Genomic DNA, 14,689 nt, shown 5'->3' with positions numbered 1-14,689 from the left:
ACGGATGGTAGTATTTAGGTTGGCTGGCGATTATTTGGGCTTTAGGCATCACTGTCTGTGTTAATCCGGTCAGCCTTAAATTTGCATTGTGCAATATGTTTGGTCGCTACGGGTTGTTGGCTTAAGGTATGTGCTTGTTGGGCTCCCCAACAGATTAAAAGCAATAATAATATAGGGCTAAAAAGGTGGAGCCAGCCAATCAATTTAGCTGTATTGCCAAAGATGATACGGGTCGGTTTAAACACCTTTTTTCCTTTAGCTGGAAATTGTCCATCAGTTAATATTCTTCGCGCCGTTGGTATTGCATACGCGGCAACAAGGATAAATAAGTGCAGTGGTAAGGCGACAAATAGGCCATACCATAGCCATGTAATGCCGTTTATCCCCCAAAACGTTTGGCAGTGGGCGGTTGCTGAAAAAGCCTGTAGTTCAGGTGTAAACCAGAGTTTATTTGCCACAATGAGTAATACTCCAAAGATAAGGCTTAAGCCGATAAATTTAGCCTTCTCTGCTTTGGTATATTCTGGTGCCCAAATAGGCTCTGACCTTGAGTTAATTTTCATGATGGTTTCTTAGTTGTAATTAGCGGAACCATGATAGCGTTAAACTTGAGTGTTAAGGCTTTATGTTTCTGTGATTATTGTATACACCTAACGATGAATGTATCAATTAACATTAGGTGCTTGACTGGTGACAATCGCTAAATAGTGACGCCAGACGCGTCAAGTATGGCTGAAAAAACTAGGTCGATGTGCATCGTAAAGGGTTAAGTTAGTGTTAAAAAATGTAAATTATTCAAATTATTACAACCACCAATATTAACATCGCATTAACATTTTTCGTTATTATTGAGAACCAGTTCTAAATTCTCACTGCAAGTTGCTCATATCAGTATTTTCTTCCCCTGATGTTTAAATTTCAAACTACTATTAATAAAATTGTCATGTAGTTGATTTAGATTTTATATTGTCAATCTAACTGGATGGCAAGAAATTCAAGAATAAAGTTGACTGTAATTCTGGTTTAAGCGGTTCCAGATGTGGCTTCAGACACTTTACATATGTGTACATTGTTTATATGGAGTCTTAATGAAGAAGCTAGCTTTGATCACGGGTTCAAAAGGTGGTATCGGTTCGGCCATTACTTGTAAATTAGTATCAGAAGGTTACCGCGTGATAGCCGCTTACTATACTGGCAATCGCGATTGTGCAGAGAAATGGTTTAAAGAGCAAAATTTCACAGATGAACAGGTCAAACTGTTTGAATTAGATGTGTCTGATTCGGCCCAATGTGCAGAACGTTTAGGTGCGTTACTGCAAGAAGAAGGCACCATCGATGTACTGGTCAATAATGCTGGGGTTACCCGCGATACAGTGTTTAAGAAAATGACCGCTGAGCAGTGGCACGATGTTATTAATACCAACCTAAACAGTCTATTCAATGTTACTCACCCTTTATTTGCCGCGATGTGTGAAAAAGGCAACTGTCGAGTGGTGAACATCTCTTCCGTCAATGGCTTACGTGGCCAGTTTGGTCAAACTAATTACTCAGCTGCCAAAGCTGGCATGATTGGCTTTTCTAAAGCCCTTGCCGCTGAAGGTGCGCGTAGTGGCGTGACGGTAAACGTGGTAGCGCCTGGCTACACTGGTACTCCGATGGTAACGGCGATGCGCCCTGAAGTACTTGAAAAAATTACCGGTGAAATTCCAATGAAACGCTTGGCCACGCCTGAAGAAATTGCAGCTGCAGTAAGCTATTTAGTGAGTGATGCGGCGGCTTATATAACAGGTGAAACCTTGTCCGTTAACGGCGGCTTATACATGCACTAATTGTAATTCTAAGAATAATTAAGGATCTGGTTGAGATGGAAAAAGTGTACATCGTTGCGGCTAAGCGCACCCCTATAGGCTCATTTTTGGGCAGTTTGAAAGATTTTGCTGCAGGTAAATTAGCGGCTGAGAGTATTAAAGGTGCAGTGGCGTCAATTGCATTGCCAGTGGACCAAATTGATGAAGTGATTGTGGGCAATGTGATTGCTGCAGGCCAGGGCATGAATGTGGGGCGCCAAGCATCAATCTTTGCTGATATCCCCGCAGATGTGCCTGCTTATACCGTGAATATGGTATGTGGTAGTGGCATGAAGGTGGTTATGGATGCCGTTTCTCACATTCGCGCAGGTGATGCGCAAGTAGTGGTTGCTGCGGGCGTGGAAGTGATGTCACAAATTCCATTTACGGCACCAGCAGTGATGCGCCAAGGTCAAAAAATGGGTAATTTAGCTTTGACAGATTTACTTATTAACGACGGCCTAACGGATGTGTTTAACCAATATCACATGGGTGTAACGGCAGAAAATGTGGCTAAAAAAGTGGGCGTTAGTCGTGAAGAGCAAGATGAGTTTGCCCTTGCCAGTCAGCAGAAAGCTGTCGCTGCAATTGAAGCAGGTCGTTTCGTTGATGAAATTGTACCAGTTGAGATAGTGACTCGTCGTGCTACCACAACCTTTTCGGTAGATGAATATCCAAAAGCTGATGCGACATTTGCAGGTTTAAGTGGTTTACGACCTGCCTTTGATAAAGCCGGAACGGTAACCGCAGGCAATGCATCTGGCATTAATGATGGCGCTAGCACGGTTATCGTGGCATCGGAAAGTGCGGTTAAGCGTCTTGCGTTAACGCCTTTAGTAGAAATTGTTAGCTGCGCGCAAGTGGGCTTAGATCCAAGCTTGATGGGCTTAGGTCCTGTTGGCGCAGTAACCGCGGCGCTGAAAAAATCAGATTTATCCATCAGCGATGTTGATGTGTTTGAGCTTAATGAAGCATTTGCTGCACAAGCATTAGGTGTGGCAAAGCAGTTAGCATCGGATCACAAAGTGCCAGTTCAGTCTATTTTAGACAAAGCGAATTTTAATGGCGGCGCTATTGCCCTTGGCCATCCTTTGGGCGCGTCAGGTAATCGAATTTTAGTTTCGTTGGTTCATGAGTTAGGGCGTCAGCAAGGAGACTACGGCGTAGCTTCTCTTTGTGTTGGCGGCGGCATGGGCACAGCGGTGTTAGTAAAACGTTGCTCTTAAAGCTTTATTTAAGCTTTGTTATTAACTAGTTAGTTGCGATACACGTCTTATCTAAGGCGTGAAATTTTAAAACCCAGGAGATAAACCATGTATACCGATATGTTTAAATTGTTTAACGAGCAGTCAGAAAAAGCATTAGCACCTTACTTAAAATTCAATAAGTTAGTGGCAAAAAATGCAGAAGTTTTAACGGAACTACAATTAAACGCAGTGCGCACTTACAGTGAAATTGGCTTATCGCAAATGAAAGCAGCTACTGAAGTAAAGGATGTTTCTTCTCTAGCGGTTTTCAATAGCAATCAAGTGGCTGTTTTGACACGCCTTTCTCAGCAAATGATGGAAGACAGCAGCAAACTACAATCGATTGCTAAAGAGTTTAAGCAAGACGTTGAAGAATTGACTAGCGAGAACATTAAAGCGGTAACACCTGCTTAATAATTGGCAAGCCAGCCACCTTTATAGGGTGGCTTTTTCCGTTCAAGAGGGTCAACTTATGTTTCAACACTTCTTCTCGGACTATCTTGTCAAATTGCAAGAAAGCAACCAGCAATGGTGGCAGGACTTTGAGCAAGGCAAGGGAGCCGTCAATTCTCCACTTAATCAGGCAATGAATGAGGTTGGCTTTAACGACTTCAATGAATTGCTAAAAGGTGCCGCCAATCAACCTGCTGCAATGCTTGATTTGCAAATGCACTGGTGGCAGCAGCAAATGGAAATTTGGCAAAATGTTGTTATGCAAGAAACGGATAAACCTTCCGTAATTGAAGCCGAGCGTGGTGATAAACGTTTTGCAGATAGTGCATGGCAAGAGCAAGCCATTTTTAATTTCATTAAGCAGTCTTACTTACTGTTTAGTAAAACTTACCTCGACACGATTAATGCGGTGGAAGGGGTGGATGAGAAGTCAAAAGAGCGCTTAGGCTTTTTTTCTCGTCAAATGATTAATGCCTTGTCGCCGAGTAATTTCATTGCGACAAACCCTGAACTATTAAAATTAACCCTAGAAAGAAATGGGGAAAACTTAGTTGAAGGTTTATCGCTATTTCAGCAAGACATGGCTAGTAGTGCGGATGTACTTAAAATCCGCATGACGAATAACGATGCCTTTAAATTGGGTGAAAATGTGGCTAACACGCCAGGTGAAGTGGTGTTTAGAAATCAATTATTTGAATTGATTCAATACCGTCCTACCACCGAAAACGTTCATGCCACGCCATTGTTAATTGTGCCGCCGTTTATTAATAAATACTACATTCTAGATTTGCGCGAAAAGAACTCGATGATGCGCTGGTTGGTCGATCAAGGCCATACCGTATTTATGATGTCGTGGTGTAACCCCAGTGCGGCTCACGCTAATGTTGAATTTGGCGATTATGTAACTGAAGGTGTGGTCAAGGCGGTTTCAGCCATTGAAGAAATTACTGGCCAAGAGCAGATCAATGCCGCTGGTTACTGTATTGGTGGCACTGTATTAGCGTCAACAATCGCTTACTATGCCGCTAAGCGTATGAAAAAACGCATTAAGTCAGCTTCATTTTTCACCACATTGTTAGACTTTTCCCAGCCCGGCGAAGTCGGTGCGTACATCAATGACACTGTGATAAGTGCAATTGAAATGCAAAATAACACCTTGGGCTATATGGACGGCCGTTCATTAAGTGTCACCTTTAGTTTGCTGCGTGAAAATAGCTTGTACTGGAATTACTATGTTGATAATTACTTAAAAGGTAATAGTCCAGTTGATTTTGATTTGCTCTATTGGAACAGCGATAGTACTAACGTTGCTGCCAGCTGCCATAATTTCTTGCTACGCGAGTTATACCTAGAGAATAAATTGGTACAAGACAAGGGCGTGAAGATTGGTGGAGTGTGGATTGACTTGGATAAGATTAAAGTGCCGAGTTACTTTATTTCAACCAAAGAAGATCACATTGCACTATGGCAAGGCACTTATCGCGGTGCGTTGCAAACGGGTGGCAATAAAACCTTCGTGCTAGGTGAGTCTGGTCATATCGCGGGTGTGGTTAATCACCCAGATAAAAACAAATATGGTTTTTGGACCAATGAGGCGATGCCAGATAATGCTGAAGAGTGGTTTGACAGCGCTGCGCACAATGATGGTTCTTGGTGGCCGCACTGGCATCAATGGCTATTGGGCTTTAACCCTGCCGAGCGAGTTGAGCCATATCAGATTGGCGCTGCTAATTACCCTGTGCTTTGTAGTGCGCCGGGTATATATGTAAAACAAACTTTGCCAATTGAAGCCTCGCAAGAGGTGGTGGAAACAAAAGAGTTTGCTGCAATGGTTTAGATTCAGCTTGAATGAGCTAAAAAGCGTGGCAGGTTGCCACGCTTTTTTATTTCCGTAAATTAGATACGATTATTAGCAGGGCAGCTCGCTAAAAAATCAATCATCTCATCATAAAAATGTTGCTGGTTTTCTTCTTTATCAAAACCATGCCCTTCATCTTGTTTCAGCATGTATTTTACTTCTACTCCACGCTTACGCAGTGCATTGACTATTTGATCTGACTCCTGCTGTTTGACGCGAGGATCTTGAGCGCCTTGCGCCACGAACAAAGGAGCTTTGATCTTATCAACATGGTAATACGGGGAAATTTCTTTCAATTTCTTAATATCGGTATAAGGGTTACCGACATTCTCAAGCCAGAATTCTCGGCCCATACCCCAAGATTCATCCATATTCATTAAGAATGTATGTAGGTTAGATATGCCAACATAATCTACTCCGCAGGCATATAAATCAGGGGTAAAGGTTAAGCCTGCTAAGGTGGCATAGCCACCATAAGATGCGCCGTAGATCATCACTCTTTTAGGATCAGCTATACCTTGTTTAATCAGCCACTCCACCCCGTCGGTAATATCATGTTGCATACTTCCGGTACCAAACTGGTGAAAACCGGCAGCAACAAAAGAGCGGCCATAGCCACCTGAGCCGCGATAATTGATTTGTAAAACGCCGTAACCTTGACTTGCTAGTAGCTGCGTCTCAGGATTATATTCCCATTTGTCGAGCACACCAAAAGGTCCGCCGTGAGGATGAATTACGACGGGTATAGGTTTTTTAGCGTTATTTGGCATTGTTAACAAGCCATTTAATCTGCGACCATCACGCGTCATAAATTGCACAGTTTTCACTTCAGCTAACGGGATATCGTTAAGCCAAGGATAGGCATTTGGCAATGTCGTAATTGATAAAGTGCTGGTATCTAATTTTGCGTAGCGACCAGGCCTTTGCGGCGATTTGTCACTTAATAATAGGATTTTGCCATCATCAGACAAGGAGGTGATGCGGTAGTGTCTAGAGAACTTTTCAGTTATTACTTGGTCAAGTTCTTTAGCCTGTTGAGACAGAGGGAGTAATACGCCTTTATCTCTCTGGTAGTAGACCCAAGATAGTTGTGTATCATTAGGTAACACACCAGCCGATAAAATATCGTACCCTGCCCTTGAAATAATAGGCGTCATCGCGAAAGTATCAGTATTGAATTTGACAACTCTAGTTGTGTTGGAACGATGGTTGGTTCGGACAATCATTTCGTTTTTATCATCATTGAATTTGATAACAGAAAAAACGGTACCATTATTTAAAGTAACAAAAGGGCGAAACGTTAAATCATTAGGACCTCGGTAGTGATATTCGAGCTTTTCAAATTTATTGTCATCATTTGGATGCCAGCGTACTTTTATTCGAGCGTTGCCATTATCATCGTATATGGGGGCCCATAATGTGTCGTTGAGTGAATATTCCGAGGTTAATTTTTTTGTTTTAATATTGATTGAATACTGTAAAAAGTGGCTTTTGTTTTGTTTATTCAATAATAAGTGAATCTGACCTGGTTGGTTTTTGACCCGTTGAATATTTGCGGCACGGGTATTTTCATAGGGAGTCAGGTTAGTTTTTAATCCGCTGTTAATATCTACGGCATATAAGTGGAAATTTTCATCACCATTTTTATCTTGCAAGTAACCAATGTGGTGATTATCTAACCATAAGTAATAATCTAAGTCTTGATCTACAAAGCGAGTTAACTGTTTATCTGTGCTAGGGTTGGGAATATTATCATGAGAAACAAATGCCTGCATTCTGCCTTGCTGGTCTCGAGCTAAATAACCTAACTTCTCTCCATCAGGAGACAATACATAATGCCCAACTTGAGCTTTTTTAAAGAATAGCTCAACAGCTTTATGTTTAACTTGATATTGGCCTGACAACTCGGGTAGTGAATGGGCTTGTTGCGTATCTAAAGAAGTTTCAGGTTGAGTATCGGTTGTATTAGCACAACCACTTAATAATCCCACTAATATAAGGCTGGCTAGTCGTATCATTTTTTACATTCCTCAAAAAAATTGAGGGAGAGGTTACATTTACCATAATTTGATGTAAAGGCATAATATGTCGTATTACATTATTTATAAAAAACCGCCAGCTATAGAGAAGGCGGTTTTTTTCCGTAAATTAGATACGATTATTAGCAGGGCAGCTCGCTAAAAAATCAATCATCTCATCATAAAAATGTTGCTGATTCTCCTCTTTATGAAAACCATGCCCTTCATCTTGTTTCAGCATGTATTTTACTTCTACTCCACGCTTACGTAGTGCATTGACTATTTGATCTGACTCCTGCTGTTTGACGCGAGGATCTTGAGCGCCTTGCGCCACAAACAAGGGAGCTTTGATCTTATCAACATGGTAATACGGGGATATTTCTTTCAATTTCTTAATATCGGTATAAGGGTTACCGACATTCTCAAGCCAGAATTCTCGGCCCATACCCCAAGATTCATCCATATTCATTAAGAATGTATGTAGGTTAGATATGCCAACATAATCTACTCCGCAGGCATATAAATCAGGGGTAAAGGTTAAGCCTGCTAAGGTGGCATAGCCACCATAAGATGCGCCGTAGATCATCACTCTTTTAGGATCGGCAATCCCCTGTTCAATAAGCCATTTCACTCCATCGGTAATATCATGTTGCATACTCCCTGTCCCAAACTGATTGAAACCCGCGGTAAGGAATTCTTTACCATAGCCACCTGAGCCGCGGTAATTGATTTGTAAAACGCCGTAATCTTGATGTGCTAGCATTTGCACTTCGGGGTTATAACCCCAAGTGTCGAGTACCCCAAATGGTCCACCATGGGGTAAGATGACAATAGGCAGGTTAGTTTTCTCTTTATTTCGAGGCAAGGTTAGCAGGCCATGAATAGTTAAATCATCTCGCGCTTGGAATTGAATTGGACGCATGTCGCTTAAGTGTTCGGACTTTAACCAAGGCGAGGCTTTGCCTAGCGCAGTAAAGCTTTGCGTTTCGGTATCAAATAACATGTACTCTACGGGAATGTTGGCATCGGTATTGGCTAATATCACTTTTTTGCCATCTTGGGTCATCGAATTAACCGTGAAGTGAGTCGAGAATTTTGATTCGATAACTTGATATAACTTTTTTGTCGTAGGCGATAGAGGCTTTAATTTACCTTTGCCTTCGGCAAAGTAGACCCACGAAAGTTCATTGTCTTGTGGGATAAAGCCTGCGCCCAATACATCATAATCAGCATGTTCAAACACGGTCGCCATCTGGTGCGTATCCATATCGAATTTAACGACCCTTACTTTGTCGGAGTTGTGGTTAGTTAAAGCAAAAATTTCGTTAGTCGCATCATTAAAGTGGATGATTGAGAAGTCATCGTCTTTATTTACTGTAATTAGTTTACTAAAGGTCATGTCGCCTGGATGACGATAATGGTATTCCATTTTTTCATACCTATCATCGTTAGGTGCCCAGCGCTGCTTAACTCTGGCGAAACCATCTTGGTCGTATATCGGGCCCCATAGACTATCAGACCGTGCAAACTCGGGGGTTATTCTTTTCGTGTTTATGTCTAGGGAATAGGGATAAAAGTAGCGCTTATCCTCTTTGTTCATATAGAAGGTGATTTTACCGGGTTTATTTTTGATTCTCTGTACGCCACCGACCCGCGTTGAGGGAAAGGGGGTCAGGTTAGTTATTGTTCCTGTGTCTACATTAATCATGTTGAGTTGATAGTTTTCATCACCATCATTGTCTTGGTAATAGCCCAAGTGATTATCATCTAACCATAAATAGCCATCCAGGTTTTGACTGGTCACTTGCGTTAATTGCTTGTCTTGTTGGCCATCAGTTTTCAAGAATAACTGCATTCTTCCTTGTTCATTTCTAGCTAAATAACTGATGTGCATACCATTGGGTGATAATTGGAAGTTACTGATAGCTGGTTTTTTAAAGAAAAGGTCAACGGCTTGATGCTTAACTTGATAAGGCCCTACTAGTGCAGGCATTGAATCAGCTTGTTGAGTATCAGAAGTTGCGCTAGGTGTGCTTGTAGTGTCGTTTGTTGTATTAGCACAGGCGCTTAATAGTCCAGCCAATAGTAAACAAGGTAGCAGCTTGGTTTCCATGAAATATCCTTAAATAGGTAGATTAAGAATATTGTATTTTTATTTTTTATTGATGTAAAGGCATAATATGTCACAGGCGGCATAAACAAAAACCCTGCAGTGCAGGGTTTTGTTTAAGGCTTCGTTTGCGTGTAAAACTTAGTCGTTAGCATAACCTTGTTCAGGTAGTTCAACGTCATCAAGCACAGCTTTACCACCTTGCATGCAAAGGCGATTATTAACAAACCACTTCACCGCAAGTGGGTAAATGCGATGCTCTTGATCTTGTACTCGCGCAGCTAAGTCTTCTGCTTGGTCATCAGAAAATACCGGTACCTTAGCTTGTAATATCACCGGGCCGCCGTCTAGCTCTTCGGTGACAAAGTGCACGCTGGCGCCATGCTCTTCATCATTGGCATCAATAGCGCGCTGGTGAGTATTTAAGCCTTGGTACTTAGGCAGCAATGATGGATGAATATTCAACATTTTACCTGAGTAATGCTGTACGAACTCAGGCGTAAGAATACGCATAAAGCCTGCCATTACAATTAAGTCAGGTTGATAGTTATCTATCTCGCTGATTAAGGCTTGATCGTACTGCGCCCGATCAGTGATGCCTTTACTGGCAACAACGGATGTTTCGATGCCCGCATTAGCTGCTCGCTCAAGGCCATAAGCATCGGCTTTGTTACTGATCACCGCAACAATATTACCCGGCTCATCACTCAAATGAACTTGGTCAATGATGGCTTGCAAGTTACTGCCGCTACCAGAGATTAATACCAGTATTTTCTTACTACTCATGACAAACCTTAGTTAATAACGACTTGTTGCTCGCCATCTGCAGCATTTTCAATGTGGCCGATTAACCAAGCGTTTTCACCTAGGCCAGTTAATAGCTCAAGTGCTTTTTCTTTATCTGCATCAGCAACCGCGATGACCATACCAACACCACAGTTAAAGGTGCGGTACATTTCTTCGGTTTCAACGTTACCATTTTGTTGTAACCAGTTGAAAATTTCAGGCCACTGCCAGCTGTTACCATCAATAACGGCTTTAGTGTTCGCAGGTAATACACGTGGGATATTTTCCCAGAAGCCACCACCCGTAATGTGTGATAGGGCATGTACGTCAGTTTGTTTGATCAGCTCAAGCACTTGCTTAACGTAGATACGTGTTGGCTCAAGTAGCGCTTCACCTAATGTGGTATCACCAAAAGCTTGGCTGGTATCAGCACCAGACACTTCTAGGATTTTACGCACTAATGAATAACCGTTTGAGTGTGGACCACTTGAGCCCAAAGCGATTAATGCATCGCCAGCGGCTACTTTAGTGCCATCAATCACTTCTGATTTTTCAACTACGCCAACACAAAAACCAGCGATGTCAAAATCGTCGCCTTCGTACATGCCTGGCATTTCAGCGGTTTCGCCACCGATTAATGAACAGTTGGATAGTTCACAACCTGCGCCAATACCCGTAACAACCTCAGCAGCAACATCCACATTTAGTTTGCCGGTTGCGTAGTAGTCAAGGAAAAAGAGTGGCTCAGCACCTTGAACAATTAAGTCATTCACACACATAGCCACTAAGTCTATACCGACTGTGTCGTGCTTTTTCAAGTCAATGGCGAGACGTAGTTTAGTACCTACACCATCTGTGCCAGCAACCAATAATGGCTCTTTGTAACCTGCAGGAATTTGGCAAAGCGCGCCAAAACCACCTAGACCACCCATAACTTCAGGTCGTTTAGTTCGTTTGCTTACACCTTTGATGCGTTCTACAAGAGCGTTACCCGCGTCGATATCTACGCCAGCATCTTTATAACTCAAGGAAGTGGTTTTGTTGCTCACAGAAGTCCCTCACCCATAACCAGACATTGTATTGTTAATGGCAGTGTGCCACTAACTGGTAAAAATTCGCGAGTATTTTAGCAGGGCTAGAGCACGAGTAGAAATTTTTCTGTGTATTAATGCGCAAATTTATAAATATAGCGAGGCTGTAGGGGCTGTTTTTGCTAATATTGGCGGAATTTTTGCAGTTTTATCGTGTATTGGAGTAGAAAATGAAAGTTACTGAAGTTAAACACCCGCTAATTCAACATAAACTAGGGTTGATGCGTGAGGCCAATATTAGCACTAAACGTTTCCGTGAATTGGCCCGTGAAGTGTCTGCTTTGCTTACTTATGAAGCAACTTCCGATTTAGCTCTTGAAGATGTCAATATTCAAGGTTGGTCTGAAGAAATTACCGTGCAACAAATTAAGGGTAAAAAAATTACCGTGGTGCCGATTTTGCGTGCTGGTTTAGGCATGATGGATGGTGTGCTTGAGCACATGCCGAGTGCCAAAATTAGCATGGTTGGCATTTACCGTGATGAAGAAACCCTGCAGCCTGTACCTTACTTTGAAAAATTAGTGAATCAAATCGATGATCGTTTGGCGCTGGTGGTTGATCCTATGCTGGCAACGGGCGGTTCTATGATAGCCACGCTTGATCTATTAAAGAAAAAAGGCTGCACTAATATTAAAGTGCTGGTCATCGTTGCAGCACCTGAAGGATTAGCCGCAGTGGAAGCGGTGCATCCGGATATTGAACTATACACAGCCTCTATTGATGATGGCTTAAACAAGCAGGGGTATATTATGCCGGGCCTTGGTGATGCTGGCGATAAGATTTTTGGTACCAAATAATCAACTCACGTTGCAATCTATTATTCAGGAGGAACTATGGCTCAGATAGACGAGTCGGCAACTGCAAGTGAGTCGAGCATAGAACAGGAAGTGGTGATGACGAGCCAGTGGCAAACCGCGTTAGCGGGTTCACAAATGCTCTTTGTTGCCTTTGGTGCGCTGGTGCTCATGCCACTGATCACTGGGTTAGACCCCAACGTGGCATTGTTCACCGCGGGTATAGGTACGTTATTGTTTCAATGGGTCACTAAGCGTCAAGTGCCGATATTTTTAGCATCGTCATTTGCTTTTATTGCGCCTATTTTATACGGCGTACAAACTTGGGGCATTCCCGCGACTATGTCGGGCTTAATGGCTGCGGGTGTGGTTTACATGCTAATGGCGGGCTTTGTTAAAGTACGTGGCAGTGAATTTATTCATCGCATTTTACCTCCTGTGGTAGTAGGCCCTGTGATCATGGTGATCGGCCTTGGTCTTGCGCCGGTTGCGGTGAATATGGCTATAGGTAAAACCGGTGATGGCTCGGCTGTGTTAATGGAACAAAGCACAGCGATGATCATTTCCTTATCGGCCTTAGTCGTTACCTTATTAATGTCGACCATGGCGAAAGGCATTTTCAAATTAGTGCCTATTTTCGCCGGAGTGGTGGTGGGGTATATTCTGGCCATTATGTTTGGCCAAGTGGATTTTTCTCCTATTACTAATGCTAAATGGTTTGGCATCCCTAACTTTGTGGCGCCAGAATTTAGCTGGCAAGCTATTTTATTTATGTTGCCGGTGGCTATCGCTCCTGCTGTGGAGCATGTCGGTGACATATTAGCAATCGGTAATGTGACGAAAAAGGACTATTTGAAAAAGCCCGGTTTACATCGCACTTTATTTGGTGATGGCGTCGCAACGGCGGCAGCAGCTTGTTTTGGCGGCCCCCCTAATACTACTTATTCAGAAGTGACTGGGGCGGTGATGCTAACGCGTAACTTTAATCCTGTTGTAATGACTTGGGCAGCGGTGTTTGCTATTGCTTTGGCCTTTGTTGGCAAATTTGGCGCGGTATTACAAACCATCCCTCCTGCTGTGATGGGCGGGATCATGATGCTGTTGTTTGGTACTATCGCTTCGGTTGGTTTAAACACGTTGATCCGCCACCAAGTAGATTTAAGCAAGGCGCGTAACCTTTGTATTGTGTCAGTGGTATTGATTTTTGGTATCGGTGGCATGGCATTTGGGGTGGGCTCATTTAGCTTACAAGGTGTGAGCTTGTGTGGTTTGGTGGCCATCGCCCTTAATTTATTGTTACCAAGAAATTAATTTGGTCAAAGGGCGCAGCTGTTAGTCGCTGCTTTATTTGCCAGAATTGATGTTAAGAAAAAGCCCGAGCTCTGTTAAGATCTCGGGCTGTGTATTTTATGAATAGGAAATCAGTGCTCGTGTTTAAGGTGAAAGGTGTTATTAGCTGTTTGATGTTGGTGGCGAGCTGGTTAAATGCTGCGTCTGCAGAAAATATGTATCAAGTAGAAGTGAATAGTGGGGCGAATGCTTCGAACAATGAGCTTATCAATACAGCATTTGAGCGGGTTTTGCTTAAAGTGACAGGTCACTACGATACATTGGACAACGACATGCTACTTAAGCAGTTACCCCCTTTACCTGATCTTGTCCATCAGCAAACCGTTAGTGGTGATGGACGAACCCTTATTGAGTTTAACCCTTTTAAAGTGAATCAATTACTGCGCCAAGCACAAATCCCAGTTTGGCCGACGCCTAGGCCCAATACCCTATTTTGGATAGCGCAAGAACAAGAAGGCCAGAAAAGCTTAGTCTCTGAGCATGATGGTGGCAGTTTGATCGCAGGGCTAAAGGAGGGGGAGCAAGGGCGCGCTATGCCCATTCTTTTTCCACTACTCGACTTTGACGATCTTAATCAACTCTCTCTAACCGATGTTTGGGGCCGCTTTTTAGCGCCAGTTGTCACGGCGAGTCAACGTTATAACGTTGATTATATTGTCCTCGTTAAAGTCACCTTAGCGGCAGAACAAAGTCTGCTCACTTGGCAGTTGGTGGATGCTCAAGGCTTGCCATTATTACAAGGTGAAGAAACGGGCTTAGTTGCAGACAGTGGCGTGCAAGTGAGTAATCAACTGGCGGATTATTTTGCCGGCCAATCTTCACGTGTACTGGAAGCCAGTGATGACGATTATATCGTGGTACAAATTGAAAATGTTAAAGCCATGGCCGATGTGGTGATGGTAAAACGCTATTTTCAACAATTGACTAATGTGAGTAAGGTAACACTCAAAACCATCTCACCGGGCAACATGCAATTGCAGTTACAACTTATTGGTAGCCAAAACGAGTTGAAACAAACCGTTGACATGCAAGCTAATATGACCGCTATTGAGCCAGGTATTGCCGGGGTTGATCTGAGCTGGCGCTGGCAAGTGATGGATAATGAATGATAATTTGAATTTTATTCAGGTGATGC

12 protein-coding genes are annotated in these 14,689 nt (G+C 42.8%); 7 read left to right on the top strand and 5 right to left on the bottom strand.

Annotation, left to right across the window (positions count from 1 at the left end; translation table 11 throughout):
- Window positions 1-41: 41 nt before the first annotated feature.
- Window positions 42-563, bottom strand: a complete 522-nt coding sequence (locus tag K6Y31_RS01175) for a hypothetical protein (RefSeq protein ID WP_233051039.1) — start codon at window positions 561-563, stop codon at window positions 42-44.
- Window positions 564-1,088: 525 nt separating this feature from the next.
- Between K6Y31_RS01175 and K6Y31_RS01170 the strand changes: the two genes are divergently transcribed.
- The 4 genes from K6Y31_RS01170 (at window position 1,089) to K6Y31_RS01155 (ending at window position 5,384) form a co-directional block, all read left to right on the top strand.
- Window positions 1,089-1,829, top strand: coding sequence for an SDR family oxidoreductase (locus tag K6Y31_RS01170; protein ID WP_233051038.1), 741 nt, complete (start codon window positions 1,089-1,091; stop codon window positions 1,827-1,829).
- A 35-nt stretch (window positions 1,830-1,864) separates the two neighbouring features.
- On the top strand, window positions 1,865-3,073 hold the full coding sequence (locus K6Y31_RS01165) for an acetyl-CoA C-acetyltransferase (RefSeq protein ID WP_233051037.1): 1,209 nt from the start codon (window positions 1,865-1,867) through the stop codon (window positions 3,071-3,073).
- Window positions 3,074-3,160: 87 nt separating this feature from the next.
- Complete coding sequence (locus tag K6Y31_RS01160) at window positions 3,161-3,508, top strand: phasin family protein (RefSeq protein ID WP_233051036.1); 348 nt, start codon at window positions 3,161-3,163, stop codon at window positions 3,506-3,508.
- A 58-nt stretch (window positions 3,509-3,566) separates the two neighbouring features.
- Window positions 3,567-5,384, top strand: coding sequence for a class I poly(R)-hydroxyalkanoic acid synthase (locus tag K6Y31_RS01155; protein WP_233051035.1), 1,818 nt, complete (start codon window positions 3,567-3,569; stop codon window positions 5,382-5,384).
- 59 nt (window positions 5,385-5,443) lie between these two features.
- Here K6Y31_RS01155 and K6Y31_RS01150 read toward each other — a convergent pair whose 3' ends face one another.
- The 4 genes from K6Y31_RS01150 to purM form a co-directional block, all read right to left on the bottom strand.
- The gene (locus K6Y31_RS01150; RefSeq protein ID WP_233051034.1) at window positions 5,444-7,309 is read right to left on the bottom strand and encodes an alpha/beta hydrolase family protein; all 1,866 of its coding nucleotides are present in this window, start codon (window positions 7,307-7,309) and stop codon (window positions 5,444-5,446) included.
- A gap of 244 nt (window positions 7,310-7,553) precedes the next feature.
- Complete coding sequence (locus K6Y31_RS01145; RefSeq protein ID WP_233051033.1) at window positions 7,554-9,536, bottom strand: S9 family peptidase; 1,983 nt, start codon at window positions 9,534-9,536, stop codon at window positions 7,554-7,556.
- Between the two features lie 138 nt (window positions 9,537-9,674).
- Window positions 9,675-10,319: a phosphoribosylglycinamide formyltransferase gene (purN, locus tag K6Y31_RS01140; RefSeq protein WP_233051032.1), complete on the bottom strand. Its 645-nt coding sequence runs from the start codon at window positions 10,317-10,319 to the stop codon at window positions 9,675-9,677.
- An 8-nt stretch (window positions 10,320-10,327) separates the two neighbouring features.
- The gene (purM, locus tag K6Y31_RS01135) at window positions 10,328-11,368 is read right to left on the bottom strand and encodes a phosphoribosylformylglycinamidine cyclo-ligase (protein WP_233051031.1); all 1,041 of its coding nucleotides are present in this window, start codon (window positions 11,366-11,368) and stop codon (window positions 10,328-10,330) included.
- A 212-nt stretch (window positions 11,369-11,580) separates the two neighbouring features.
- On the opposite strand from purM, the gene upp reads away from it, so the two are divergent.
- From upp to K6Y31_RS01120, 3 genes are all read left to right on the top strand, one after another.
- Entirely contained in the window at window positions 11,581-12,207 is a 627-nt protein-coding gene (gene upp, locus K6Y31_RS01130) for a uracil phosphoribosyltransferase (protein WP_233051030.1), read from the top strand.
- A gap of 96 nt (window positions 12,208-12,303) precedes the next feature.
- Window positions 12,304-13,515 carry a uracil-xanthine permease family protein gene (locus tag K6Y31_RS01125; protein WP_233051132.1) on the top strand — a complete coding sequence of 404 codons (1,212 nt, stop codon included), beginning with the start codon at window positions 12,304-12,306 and terminating at the stop codon, window positions 13,513-13,515.
- Window positions 13,516-13,613: 98 nt separating this feature from the next.
- Window positions 13,614-14,663 (top strand): DUF2066 domain-containing protein, encoded by a 1,050-nt coding sequence (locus K6Y31_RS01120; protein ID WP_233051029.1) that lies wholly within the window; start codon window positions 13,614-13,616, stop codon window positions 14,661-14,663.
- Window positions 14,664-14,689 lie beyond the last annotated feature (26 nt).

Origin of the sequence: Motilimonas cestriensis (assembly GCF_021295315.1) — a bacterium.
Classification (GTDB): Bacteria; Pseudomonadota; Gammaproteobacteria; order Enterobacterales; family CBDFNC01; genus Motilimonas; species Motilimonas cestriensis.
The sequence above is the reverse complement of the archived record's forward strand: the minus strand, read 5'-3'. Positions and strand labels throughout refer to the sequence as shown.